Annotated in this window: 9 protein-coding genes; 6 read left to right on the top strand and 3 right to left on the bottom strand. The window is 74.0% G+C overall.

All coding sequences use genetic code 11. From position 1 onward, the window contains the following. Positions 1–10: 10 nt before the first annotated feature. On the top strand, positions 11–2488 hold the full coding sequence (locus tag WMF31_RS26760; protein ID WP_436604661.1) for a SpoIIE family protein phosphatase: 2478 nt from the start codon (positions 11–13) through the stop codon (positions 2486–2488). A gap of 4 nt (positions 2489–2492) precedes the next feature. Here WMF31_RS26760 and WMF31_RS26765 read toward each other — a convergent pair whose 3' ends face one another. Then, positions 2493–4793 (bottom strand): nitric-oxide reductase large subunit, encoded by a 2301-nt coding sequence (locus tag WMF31_RS26765; protein WP_436604662.1) that lies wholly within the window; start codon positions 4791–4793, stop codon positions 2493–2495. Positions 4794–4949: 156 nt separating this feature from the next. Further along, positions 4950–7127 (bottom strand): serine/threonine protein kinase, encoded by a 2178-nt coding sequence (locus WMF31_RS26770; RefSeq protein ID WP_436604663.1) that lies wholly within the window; start codon positions 7125–7127, stop codon positions 4950–4952. A gap of 246 nt (positions 7128–7373) precedes the next feature. On the opposite strand from WMF31_RS26770, the gene WMF31_RS26775 reads away from it, so the two are divergent. From WMF31_RS26775 to WMF31_RS26785, 3 genes are all read left to right on the top strand, one after another. Continuing rightward, the gene (locus WMF31_RS26775) at positions 7374–8261 is read left to right on the top strand and encodes an SIMPL domain-containing protein (protein WP_436604664.1); all 888 of its coding nucleotides are present in this window, start codon (positions 7374–7376) and stop codon (positions 8259–8261) included. 126 nt (positions 8262–8387) lie between these two features. Continuing rightward, the gene (locus tag WMF31_RS26780; RefSeq protein ID WP_436604665.1) at positions 8388–9149 is read left to right on the top strand and encodes a hypothetical protein; all 762 of its coding nucleotides are present in this window, start codon (positions 8388–8390) and stop codon (positions 9147–9149) included. After that, positions 9133–10017 (top strand): tRNA1(Val) (adenine(37)-N6)-methyltransferase, encoded by an 885-nt coding sequence (locus WMF31_RS26785; RefSeq protein WP_436604666.1) that lies wholly within the window; start codon positions 9133–9135, stop codon positions 10015–10017. The genes WMF31_RS26780 and WMF31_RS26785 overlap by 17 nt, the downstream gene beginning before the upstream one ends. 129 nt (positions 10018–10146) lie before the next feature. On the opposite strand, the gene WMF31_RS26790 is transcribed toward WMF31_RS26785, so the two are convergent. After that, positions 10147–10839 carry a hypothetical protein gene (locus tag WMF31_RS26790; RefSeq protein WP_436604667.1) on the bottom strand — a complete coding sequence of 231 codons (693 nt, stop codon included), beginning with the start codon at positions 10837–10839 and terminating at the stop codon, positions 10147–10149. 101 nt (positions 10840–10940) lie between these two features. Here WMF31_RS26790 and WMF31_RS26795 point away from each other — a divergent pair, with 101 nt between their 5' ends. Further along, entirely contained in the window at positions 10941–11381 is a 441-nt protein-coding gene (locus tag WMF31_RS26795; protein ID WP_436604668.1) for a nucleotide triphosphate diphosphatase NUDT15, read from the top strand. A 219-nt stretch (positions 11382–11600) separates the two neighbouring features. Further along, positions 11601–12743 carry a glycosyltransferase family 4 protein gene (locus WMF31_RS26800; RefSeq protein WP_436604669.1) on the top strand — a complete coding sequence of 381 codons (1143 nt, stop codon included), beginning with the start codon at positions 11601–11603 and terminating at the stop codon, positions 12741–12743. The last annotated feature ends 64 nt before the right edge of the window (positions 12744–12807 follow it).

The raw sequence follows: 12807 nt of genomic DNA on the forward strand, positions 1-12807 counted from the left end.
GCCACGTACCATGGCGGCGAAGCGGCCGACAATCGCCCTCCTCATCGATTACCTGTGCGGCGAGTACCAGTCCGAGGTGCGCTTCGGGGTCGAGCGCGCCGCCGAGGCGCACGACGTCAACCTCGTGGTCGCCTTCGGAGAGTCGCTCGCCCGCCCGGGCTACGCCCTGACGGCCCGGAGCAACATCTACCCGCTCATCAGCGCCGACGCGGTCGACGCCGTGGTGGTCGTCACGTCGGCGCTCACCAACCACCTCGGCGTCGAGGACGCGCGCGCGTTCTGCCGGTCCTACGCGCCGTTGCCCCTGTGCAGCGTGGGGCTCGCCGTGGACGGCATCCCGAGCGTCATCGTCGACAACGCCCGCGGGGCGGAGGCCGTGGTCGCGCACGTGCTGGACGACCACGGCTGCCGGCGCGTCGCGTACATCAGCGGGCCGGCCAGCAACGAGGAGGCGAACCTGCGCGCCGACGCCTACAGGAGGGCGCTCGCGGCGCGCGGCCTCCCCTGCGACGAGCGCCTCTTCGTGTTCGGCGATTTCATGATCGACGGCGGCCGCCGCGCGATGCGCGAGCTCCTCGCGCGCCGGGTCGACCTCGACGCGGTCGTCGCCGGGAACGACAACATGGCCCTCGGCGCGATGGACGCGCTGAAGGCGCACGGCCTCGACGTCCCGGCCGACGTCCTCGTGTGCGGGTTCGACGACGTCGCCGTCTCGCGCGTCACGAGGCCGTCCCTGACGACCGTCCGCCAGCCGATCAAGGAGCTCGGGGCGCTCGCGGTCACGACGGTCCTGCGCCAGCTCGGCGGCGAGCGCGTCCCCGAGCGCAGCCTCCTGCCGGTCGAGGTCACGCGGCGCGAGTCGTGCGGCTGCGGGTACTACGCGGCGGCCTCCCCGCGCGCGAGCGCGGAGGCCCCGGCGCGCGCCGCGCCCTCCCGCTCGCTCGGAGGCCAGCGGGAGGACCTCGCGCGCGCGCTCGCGCAGGTCGTGACGCACTCGGCCGCCCCGCTCGAGGGCTGGCCGGGCGAGCTGCTCTCGGCGCTCGAGGAGGAGCTCGCGGGGCGGGAGGGCCGCTTCCTTTTGGCCCTGCAGGCGCTCCTCGACGCGGCCGGGCGCGAGGGCGTCGCCCTCGATCAGTTCCAGCGCGCGATCACGCTGCTCCGCGAGCGGATCGGCGCGCCGGAGGGCGCGCCCGGGGGCGGCCTCGAGCGGCTCTGGCACGAAAGCCGCGTCCTCATCAGCCACGCGTCCGTGCGCGCCGAGGGGGAGAGGCGGCTCTACCTGGAGCGCGCCTCGATCAACCTGAGCTGGACCGGGATGTGCTTCTCGACGTGCCTGAGCCTGCCCCTGCTCCGGCGCACGCTGGCGTCGGAGCTGCCCAGGCTGGATCTCACGCACGTCTCCGTGTCGCTCTACGACGACCCGCAGCGCGCCACGCTGAAGTCGCTCTTCTTGATGGAGCACGGCCGCGAGGTGGAGCCCCCGCCCGCGAGCTTTCCGTCTCGCTCCCTCGCCCCGCCCGGCTTCCTGAGCTCCGTGGATCGCTGGAGCGTGATCGCCATGCCGCTCGCGTTCGGCGACGCCGAGAATTTCGGCGTCGCGGTGGTCAACAGCGGCGCCAACGAGGTGGTCTACGACGGCGTGCGCCTCCAGATCGGCTCCGCGATGAAGGCGGTGTCGATGCACCGGGAGATCGTCCGGCAGGTGGAGATCCGCGAGCGGCTGGAGCAGGAGCGGGCCCGCCAGGAGAGCGTCGTCGCGGAGCACATCCAGACCGCGCTCCTGCCCGCGACGCTGCGGGTGGACGGGCTCGAGCTCAGCGCGGCCATGAAGCCGACGGCCGAGGTCGGCGGCGACTACTACGACGTGCTCCCGACGCCGCAGGGCGGCTGGCTCGGGATCGGCGACGTCGCGGGGCACGGGCTCGCGGCGGGGCTGGTCATGCTGATGATCCAGGGCATGGTCGCGGCGCTGACGCGGCGGGAGCCGACCGCCAGCCCGGGCGCGGTCATCTCGGCGCTCAACCGGGCCATCCACGAGAACATCCGCGATCGGCTGAAGCGCGACGAGCACGCGACCCTGGTCCTGCTCCGGTACGAGCGCGGCGGTCGGGTGACGTTCGCCGGCGCGCACGAGGACCTCCTCGTGTGCCGCGCGAGGACGGGGCGCTGCGAGTGCATCCCGAGCTCCGGGGTCTGGGTCGGCATCCTGCCCGCCATCGACGCGATGACGCGCGACGCCGAGTTCGTCCTCGAGGACGGCGACGTCCTCGTGCTCTACAGCGACGGGGTGACCGAGGCGCGGAACGCGCACAGGGAGCAGTTCGGCGTGGAGCGGCTCTGCGCGGCCGTCGAGGCCACGCAGGCCGCGCCCGTCGACGTCATCCGCGACCGGATCCTCCGGGACGTCGAGAGCTGGTCGACGAGCCCCGACGACGACATCACGGTGGTCGTGGCGAGGTACCGCGCGCCGCGGGACGCGCGCGGCTGACGGGTCACTCCGCGGCCGGCCCGCGCGACGTGGGGGCGGGGTGGATCCCGGACTCTCCCTCCTCCACGCGCCCCCCCGCCCGATCGAACGACCGGCCGGTCCAGAGGCCGAGGACGAACCAGCCGAGCAGGAGCGCGCCGATCGCGAACAGCGTGTCCCCGATCACGCGCAGCCACCGCAGCCGGTCCATCAGCCCGGTCTGCAGGAACTCCGCCGAGCGCGCGTACCAGGTGCCGTGCTCGACCGCGGCCCACGCCTGGAGCAGGCCGATGGGCAGCAGGCTCAGGAGCACCATGAGGAGGAGCCCGCCGTTGATCAGCCAGAACGCGGCGGAGAGCGCGCGCTCCTTCCAGGCGAGCCCGGGCTTGAGCGCGCGCAGGCAGAAGAGCGTCAGCCCGAGGCCCAGCATCCCGTAGACGCCGAAGAGCGCCGTGTGGCCGTGGACAGGCGTCGTGTTGAGCCCCTGCATGTAATAGAGCGCGATCGGCGGGTTGATGAAGAACCCGAACAGCCCCGCGCCCACGAAGTTCCAGAACGCCACCGCCACGAAGAAGTAGATCGGCCACTTGTAGGCGCCGATCCAGGCGGTCAGCTCGCTCCCGCGCGCGATACGGAGGTTCCCCCAGGCCTCGAAGCCGATGAGCACGAGCGGCACGACCTCGAGGGCGCTGAACACCGCGCCGAGCGCGAGCACCGAGCTCGGGACCCCCGTGAAGTAGAGGTGGTGGAAGGTGCCGATGATGCCGCCGGACAGGAACACCACGGTGGAGAACAGCACGGCGTACGTCGCCGGCCGCAGGCCGATGAGCTGGAGGCGGGCGAAGAGGAACGCGATCACGACCGTGGCGAACACCTCGAAGAACCCCTCGACCCAGAGGTGGACGACCCACCACCGCCAGTACTCGGCCGTGACCAGCGGGCTCCGCTGTCCGTACAGCAGGCCGGCGGCGTAGAAGAGCGGGATGGCGAGGCTCGCGAGGACGAACAGGAGGAGCAGCGGGCGGCTCTCGTCGCGGCGGGCGAGCGCCGGTCGGAGGGCGCGCATCATGAGCCAGAACCAGAACACGAGCCCGCCGAAGAGCAGGATCTGCCAGAAGCGGCCGAGATCGACGTACTCGTACCCCTGCGCGCCGAACCAGAACCACGCGTCGCCGAGCCGCTGGTGGATGCCCAGCCACTCGCCCGCGAGCGATCCCACGACCACGACGACCAGCGCGCCGAACAGGAGCAGGACGCCGAGCCGCTGCCCCCTCGGCTCGACGCCGCCCACCGCCGGCGCGACATAGAGCCCCGTGGCGAGCCACGACGTCGCGATCCAGAAGATGCCGAGCTGCACGTGCCACGTCCGCGTCACGGAGTACGGCAGCCAGCGATCCAGCGGGATGCCGTAGAAGCCGGACCCCTCGACCCCGTAGTGCGCCGTGACCGCGCCGAGCGCGACCTGGACGACCCAGAGCGCCGCGACCACGAAGAAGTAGGGGACCGTCGCCCGCTGCGAGGGCGTCGGGCGCAGGCCGAGGAGCGGATCCTTGCCGGGTGGGCGCGCGGGCTCAGGCTCGCGCTCACGTGCGGCGAAATACCACACCATGCCGCCGACGGCGGCGAGGAGCAGGACGAAGCTCACCACGCTCCAGACCACCGCCTCGCCGGTCGGCCGGTTGCCGACGAGCGGCTCGTGCGGCCAGTTCTGCGTGTACGAGACGTCCTCGCCGGGGCGCTCCGTCGCGGAGGCCCAGGCGGTCCACCAGAAGAAGGCCGCCATCGCCCGCTGCCTGTCGGGGTCGACGAGCGCGCCCCGCGGGATGGCGTACTCGTCGCGCCCCTCCCCGAAGACGCTCGCGTAGTGCGCGGCCAGGGCGTCGAACGCCGCGGCGCGCGCGGGATCGACGGTGATCGTGCCCTGCGCGGCGTCGTAGGTGTTCCGGCGCATCCGGTCCTCGAGCCGGGCCCGCAGCGCCGCCTGCCGCTCGGCGTCGAGCGCCGCGAACGCCGGGGCGCCCTCCTCCCGCGCCCACCGGTCGAGGACGAAGACCGCCTCGCGATGGAGCCAGTCGGCGGTCCAGTCCGGCGCGACGTAGGCGCCGTGCCCCCAGATCGACCCGATCTCCTGGCCGCCAATCGATTGCCACACGTTCTGGCCGTCCAGGATCGTCTCGCCGTCGAACAGCGTCCGGCCGTCGGCGCTGACCACGCGCGCGGGGATCGGAGGCCCGGCGCTCACGGCCCGGAGCCCCACGCCGCTGAGCACGGCGAAGGATCCCAGCACCACCACCGCGAGCGCGATCCAGAGTTTCCGGTACTCCATCGTGAATGCTCCTCTGCGCCGCCCCGCGCCGGCGGGACGCGCCGCAGGCGCAGCCGAGCTCACGAAGCGGCGGCGTGGATGGGGGTGGCGTGCAGGCAAGCAGGAAACGGACCGAGGACGCACCCCCTCGGCCGGCGGGGCGGGAGGCCGGGATCCTCAGCCCGCGAGGCGCCCCTCGATGATGCCCCCGTCGGCCGTGATGGCGACGACGACCTCCGAGTCGACGAACAGCGACACGACCGGGCCGACCCAGGCGTCGTTCTCCCAGACGCACTCCCACGTGCCCGCCATCGGCGGGATGCCGCCGCGCCGCACCCAGATGCGCCCCGCGCTGCCCGCCCAGGCGCGGCCCTCCGCGTCGATCGTCGCCGCCGAGAGCGCGCGCCGCGGCTCGATCGTCTCCGCGAAGACGCTCTGCCCGTACCGCCAGACGACGCTCCCCTCCGCGCCCACCGCGATGCCCACGCCGAGGTCCGGCCGCCCGGCGCACGCCACGAACGCCCGCGCGGGCGGCGCGGGGATGCGCTCCAGGTGCCAGTCGAGCGGGGCGTAGAGCGCCACCAGCCCCTCGCCCGTGGTCGACCGGCCGACGACCAGCCACCGCTCGTCCTCGACCCGCGCGACCGCCGCGAGGAACGCGACGCCGTCGGCCGGCATCGGCCGCAGCCATCGCTTCGCGATGAACGCGTGCAAGAGCGGCCGCGGATCGCTCGGCGTCGTCGAGACGAGGATGCCCATGTCGTCGAGATCGCCGCTGAGCGCGACGTGCGACTGCGGCTCGCCCGGGAGCTGGAAGACGCCGGTGACGCCGCCCGTCGTGTACACGGCGAGCGTCGAGGCGTCGCCGCCGAGCAGCCAGCGGCCGGGCCCGATCCGGTGCACGAAGCGCACGCCCTGAGGGCTCGGGAGGCCGCCGGACGACGCCTCGCTCCAGCTCGTCCCGTTCCAGAAGAGCAGCCCGCCCGTCGCGGCCGCGAGGCACCGGCCGTAGCCGTCCCAGGCCACGCTCCGGAGGACCGCCTCGAGGCTCGGGTTGTGCAGTACGCTCCACGTCCAGCGCTCGACCACGGACACCCGCTGCGGCGCCTCCTTCAGGGCGCGCGGCCTCGCGCTGATGACCTCGGCCTCGATCGCGCGATCCGGGCTCGCCCGGTCCGGGCTCGGGCGGACGGCGCTGGACGAGCGCTTCGAGAGCAGCGTCTGGCCGAGATCTCCCCTGGGCGGCGCCGGCGCCTTCACGAGCGTGGACGGGATCGTCATGGGGCCGATCTCGTCCTGGGACCGGACGCGCTGCTCGCCCGCGCTCGCCACGATCCGCCGCTCCAGCGCGGAGATCGGCGAGGCGGGGCGGAGGTAGGGCGAGAGCATGGCGGCCACGGCCACGGCCTCCTGGAGGCGCTCCTGCGCCTCGCCCGCCGACGCCCAGCGCAGCGCGAAGTCGATCGACTTGCACGCCTGGTCGTTCGCGCGCAGCGCGGGGTGGAGCCACCGCGTCTCGAGGATGCTCCGGCGCGTGCGCGCCATCGCGACCATGAGCGCCTGCGCCTGCGACTCCGCGACGATGTACTCCTCGCCCGTGAGCAGGAAGAAGATGACCGACGCGAGGTTGAAGATGTCGGTCCACGGGCCGATCGTGCCCGGATCGGCGGAGAGCATCTCCGGCGGCACGACCCCCGAGCCGCCGACGACGCCGGCCATGATCGTCTCCCGGATGCCCCGCGGCCGCGCCATGCCGAAGTCGCTGATCTTGAACAGCTCCTCGTCGCCGGAGCCGCAGCACAGGATGCTCTCCGGCGTGAGCTGGCGGTGGATGACGCCCACCTCGTGCACCGCCGACAGCCCGCTCGAGATGCACTCGATCGCGCGCGTCGCCCGCGCCGGATCGAAGGCGAACCCCGTGGACTGGATGGTCCCCTGCACCCGCTGGCGGAGCGTCACGCCCTGGACGCCGCCGTGAACGTACTCGATCGTGATCCACGGCAGATCGAGCGTCTTGGTGCCGCGGCGCACCGCGAACGTGCCGGTGTCGATGAGCCGGACCACGAAGGGCGTCGGGGGGACCTGCTCGTTGAGGCGGCCGAGGGACACGGCCTCCTTCTTGACGATCACGGCCGCCGACGGGCCGAGCTGCCGGAAGAGCGACGGCCGGAGGATCTTGACGACGACGGGGGTCTCGCCCTCGGGCGCGGTGCGGAGCGCGTAGTGCGAGATGAACATCGCCCCGGCCCCGGCGAGCGACACGATCCGGTAGCCGATGTCGGACGACAGGTCGCTGATGATCGTCGCTCCCTGCAGACCTCCGAGGATCTCCTCGTCGCTGGGTAGTGTGAGCACGTGAACGACCATAGCGCACCGGACACGCCGCGGGACAGCTTGCCGCGGCGGAGCCACGGCCTCGCCGCGGACCGCGCTGCGCGTTCCTGGAGCGCTGCCGTCCGCGGCCGTCCGCGCTGGCGCAGAGCGCGCAGGCCGGGGCGCGCGAGCTGGGGCGCGCGGGCCGAGGTGCGCGGGCCGAGGTGCGCGGGCGGAGCCGCGCGGGGTGCGCTGTAAGCCGGCGCCGGCGTCGCGCGTTGCTCGGGCATGACCATCCCGACATCTCTGTGGCGCCGGCTGACCCTGGCCGGCCTCCTGCTGACGACCGCGCCCCTGCTCGCCGCCTGCGCGGCCCAGGCGACGCCGCCCCAGGCCGCGGCCCCCGAGGCGCGCACCATCACGGTCGTGGGTCAGGGCGAGGTCAGCGCGAAGCCGGACATCGCCCGCGCCCAGCTCGGCATCGAGGTGCTGGCGCCCACGGTCGCCGAGGCCACGCAGACGGCCGCGGCGCGCATGACCGACATCCTCGGGGCGCTCAGGAAGGCTGGGCTCGCCGACAAGGACATCCAGACCAGCAACTACTCCATCCAGCTCGAGCGCCAGCCGGACGTGCCGCCCCCGATGCCTCGCGCGGCCCCGGCCGCGCCGGCCGCGCCGCCCGCCGGGCGCGGACCGAAGGCGGCGCCCGCGCAGAAGCCGGCGGCGCCGCCTCCGGCGCCCCCTGATCTGGCGCCGGCCCAGCCGGCTCCGCCGAGGTACGTGTACCGGGTGAGCAACACGGTGACGGCCACCATCCGCAACCTCGCGCAGGTCGGGGCGGTGCTCGACGCGGCCGTGGCCGCCGGCGCGAACAACGTCTGGGGCGTCTCGTTCGGCCTCGACAACACCGACCCGCTCGAGGCGCAGGCGCGGGAGAAGGCGATCGCGGACGCGCGCGCGCGGGCCGAGGCGCTCGCCCGGCTCCAGGGCGTCCCGCTCGGCCCCGTGGTCGCGATCAGCGAGATCATCGACGGCGGCGGCCCGGTCTTCGCCGCGAAGGCGGCCATGTACGACCGCGGCGCGGGCACCCCGCTCGCTCCGGGCGAGGTCTCGTTCAGCACGCAGGTGAAGGTCGTCTACGCGCTGGGGAGCGCGCCCGCGGCCCCGGGCCGCTGACATCGCCCGGGCCGGCGGGGATGCGGTTCGGTGTGCCGCGCCGCGCCCGAACGGATACAGTCCCTGCGTCCGGCGCGGCGCCGTATCCAGCGCGGCGCCACGCCGGAGGCGCGCACCCCACCGATCATGCCCGCTCCGCCCTGCCCTCCCCGCCTCCGCGCCGCCGCCCTCCCCTCGCGCCCGCGCGCCCTGACCGCGCTCGCGCGCTCGCTCGCGGCGGCGGCGCTCGCCACCTCCGCGGTCGGCTGCCTCGTCATCGAGCCGCCGGAGTACAAGGAGCCCGCGCGGACGGCGCCGGTGCTCACGCCGACGTTCCCTCCCGTCTTCCTGCCCATCCACATCACGGAGCAGGACACGCTCAAGGAATTCGAGGCGACCGTGCTGTCCGAGGACAACGGCGATCCCGTGCAGGTCGCCCTCTACATCGACTACGGGAAGAGGACGCCGTGGAACAGCCCGTACCTCAGGAACACGACCCCGGGGTGGATCGAGCCGGGGACCATCGCCGGAGGGCCGCGCCCCGTCCTGCTCCGCTGGCTCCTGAGCCAGATGAACCTCCCGGACGCCGTGGAGACCGCGACGGACCGGTGCCACACCATCACCATGATGGCGACGCACGCCTTCAATCAGAGGGCCGGCGGGTGCGTGTGTCCCGAGGACCCGAAGGACATGAGCGCGATTACCTGGCAGATCATCGACTGCGATCCGAACGAGCCTCACGACCCGTCCAACCCGGACGACATCCCCTGTCCTGAGTCCTGTCCGCCGGTGAACTGCCAGTTGACGGAGTGCCTCTTCTGCGACGATCCCGAGCTCCGCGACGCCAGGTGCGATGGCTCCGAGGCCTCCGCGGCGTGGCCCCTGGAGACCGATGACCGCTCCCCCTGACGCCCAGCCTTTCATCGCGCCTGCCGGCGGGATCGTCCGGCCCGCGCGCCGGCCGCCCGGGTGGGTCGCCCCCGGGCCGCGGCCCGTGACGCCGGACCGGCCGGAGGTCTGGCCCGGCCCGGGCGAGGACCTCTGCTATCTCTCGGGCGATTTCCGCATCCTGCAGCGGCGCGACGGGCACCGCTGGTCGGCGGACGACCTCGTGACCGCGTGGTTCGCGGCGGAGCAGGTGAAGCACGCGCCCCCGCGCCGCGCCGTGGATCTCGGGTGCGGCATCGGCACGGTGCTCCTGTTCACCGCGTGGCGCTTCCCGGAGGCGCGCTGCGCGGGCGTGGAGGCGCAGGAGGTGAGCTCGGCGATGGCGCGGCGCTCGGTCGGGTGGAACGGGCTCGACGGGCGGTGCGAGGTGCGGTGGGCGGACCTGCGCGACCCGGCGGCGCTCGAGGGGCTCGGCCCCGCGGACCTCGTGACCGGGACGCCGCCGTACCTGCCGGTCGGGACAGGCATCGAGTCCGGGAGGGTCCAGTGCGGCCCGTGCCGCTTCGAGCACCGCGGCGGCGTGGAGGCGTACTGCCTCGCGGCGGCGCGGCTGCTCGCGCCCGACGCGCCGTTCGTGGCGTGCGCGGCGGCGCGGCAGCGGGCGCGGGTCGAGGCGGCGGCGAAGGCCGCGGGGCTCGCGCTCGCGGCGTGGCGCGATGTCGTCCCGAAGGTGAGCAAGGCCGCGCTGTTCTCGGTCTATGCGCTGCGCCGCGGCCGCGCGGGCGAGGGGGTGGCGCGCGACGAGCCGCCGCTGCTGCTCCGCGGAAGCAATGGTCGATTCACGGAGGAGTTCGACGCGCTCCGGCGGGACATGGGGATTCCGGTGTGACGGGCGGGAGATAGCGTATCTCGAGGATCGCCAGCGCGCGGGAGAGGGCGGATCGTGAGCATCGAGCGCCTCCCTCTCACGCCACTCTGGGGGAGGGAGCCATTCGCTCTCTCCCGGCGCCCGCGACGGTCAGCTCGGCTGCGACACGAGCGGGAGCGACATCGTCTGCGCCTGGAACAGCGGCCGCCCGTCGCGCGAGAGGAGCGCGTCCTTCGCCGAGGCGGCCGCGCGCGGGCGCGCCGGACGGGCCGGCTTCTCCGGGGGCGAGGGCGCAGACGGCGCGGGCGACGGCGCGGACGAGATGCCCTCGACCGGGGCCTCCCACGCGTTCCGGGTCCCGCCCGCCTCGTTGGCCTGGAAGAACACGGCGCGCAGCGCCCTCCCCTCGACGTCGGTCTCGATCGCCATCATCCAGAACCACGGGCCGTCCGGCTCGGCGCTCTCCCCCATGAACGAGAACGCCATCTGGCGCGGCTCGTGCCGCCGGTGATGCTCGCTGCGGGCCGCCTCGAGGTGGCGCTGCGACGGCTTGTCGGCCGGGCCGCGGTACACGCGCACCGCGACGCCCTCGATGAGCGGCATCAGATAGAGCCCGTCCCGGTGCACGGTGAGCCAGGGGTGCTTGCCGCTCTCCGCGAGCCGGCAGAGGGAATGGCCGAGCCGCTCGTGCGCCTTGCACCCGATCCCCCAGCTCGTGTCGCCCTCCTCGCGGTTCGCCTCGCTGAACGCCTTGTTGCGGACGTTGACCGCGGTCTGCGCCAGAAGAACAAGCCGGCTCTCGTGGAGCGCGGGGTTCACTTCCCAGGGCAGGGCAGCATCCATCGGCCGGGCACGGTACGCGCGTTCACTGAAAAGTCAATCCGGACGGTGCTATGGGGACCGGCCACGGGCACGGCCGCGGTCGCGATCCGTGGAGGTGCGCTGTGGGAGCGGAGGCGATGGACGGGACGGGCGCCGCGGAGCGGCCGCAGGTGGGCGTGGGCGTCATGCTGGTGCGCGACGGGCGCGTGCTGCTCGCGCGGCGGCGCGGCAGCCACGGCGACGGCACGTACTCCTGGTGCGGCGGGCACCTCGAGCTCGGCGAGTCGTTCGAGGCCTGCGCGATCCGCGAGGTGCGCGAGGAGAGCGGCCTCGTCGTCGAGAGGCTCTCCTTCCTGTGCCTGAGCAACATCCTCGCCTACGGGAAGCACTACGTGGACGTCCAGCTCCTCGCCGAGGAGTTCGAGGGCGAGCCCGAGGAGCGCGAGCCCCACAAGATCGGCGGCTGGGCCTGGTACCCGCTCGACGCGCTGCCCCGGCCGCTGTTCCGCCCGGTGGAGCTCGCGATCGCGAGCTACCGAAGCGGGCACCGATACAACCCCTGATCCCGCCGCGCCCCCCGCCCCGCGATCGACGCGAGCTCCGCGGCCCCTCGTCTGCGCCGGGAGCAGGGCGATGCGATCGACGTGCTCGTGGGCGCGGAGGAGCCCGGGCCCGCCTCGGCTGGGACCAGCGCTGGACCCGCTTGCGACCCGCCGGTGCGCGGCTAGAGTGCCGCGCCGCCAGGCGCGCCCCATGCAGGGCGGCGCGCCGCGGACCTTCCGATGACCAGGAAACTTCGCGTTCTCTTCGTGTCCGGCCTGAAGCCGCTCGCCAACGGCGACACGGGGGGGCAGCTCGCCGCGGCCACCTCGCTGATGAGCAGCCCGCTCCCCGAGGTCGTGGACATCATCCCGCTGTCGACCACGGTGCCCTCGTCGCCGCCGCCGTCGCTCGCGGAGCGCGTCCTCGGCGCGGCGCGCCGGCTCGTGACCTTCGGCGCGCTCCTGCCCTCCGCGGACGTCGCGCTGATCTTCTCGGCGAACGGCCTGGGCGCCGTGGAGAAGGGGCTCATGGGCATCGTCGCGAGCGCGTGCGGGCGCGGCGTGGTCATCCGGTTCGGCTCCGGCGCGATCGCGGAGGACTGCGAGCGCAGCCGCTTCATGCGGTGGTGGGTGGCGCGCGTGCTCGAGCGCAGCCACGGCGTCGTGGCGCAGGGGCCGTTCTGGAAGGCCTACTTCGAGGCGTTCCCGGAGGGGCGCGGCAAGGTCGTCGAGATCATGAACGGCATCCCGCTGCTCCCGCGCGAGCGGCTCGCCGAGCGGGGGGCGCCGGGCAAGCGCGTCGTGTACCTCGGCTGGCTCTTCCGCCCGAAGGGCGCGTTCGACGCGCTCGACGCCTTCGAGAAGGTCGTCCGGCGCGTGCCGGACGCGACGCTCACGTTCGTCGGCGGCGGCCGCGACGAGCACGAGCTCCGCGCCGCGGCGGCGCAGAAGGGCCTCGCGGCGAGCGCGCGCTTCACGGGGTGGGTCTCGAAGGCCGAGGTCTTCGATCACCTCCTCCAGGCGGACGTGTTCTTCCTGCCGAGCCACATGGAGGGCCTGCCGAACGCGATGCTCGAGGCGATGAGCGCGGCGCTGCCGGTGGTGGCCACGCGCGTCGGCGCGATCCCGGACGTCGTGACGCCGGGCCGCACGGGCTTCCTCACCGCCGTGGGCGACACCGACGCCATGGCCGACGCGCTCTCCACCCTGCTCGAGGACCCGGCGCTCGCGCGCGCGATGGGCGACGCGTGCCGGGCGCACGTCGAGCAGCACCATGCGATCGAGACCATCTGGCCGCGGTTCGCGGCGATCCTGGCGCGCGCCGCGCGCGACGCCGGCCGCGACCGGGGGATCGAGCTGCCCGGCGCGGCCGGCGCCGGGTGAGCACGGCACGGAGGCGCTCCGGGATGAACCGAACCGCGTCACAGGGCGAGGGGGCGGCGCGCGC

The organism is Sorangium sp. So ce1036 (assembly GCF_051369805.1).
Lineage (GTDB): Bacteria > Myxococcota_A > Polyangia > Polyangiales > Polyangiaceae > Sorangium > Sorangium cellulosum_F.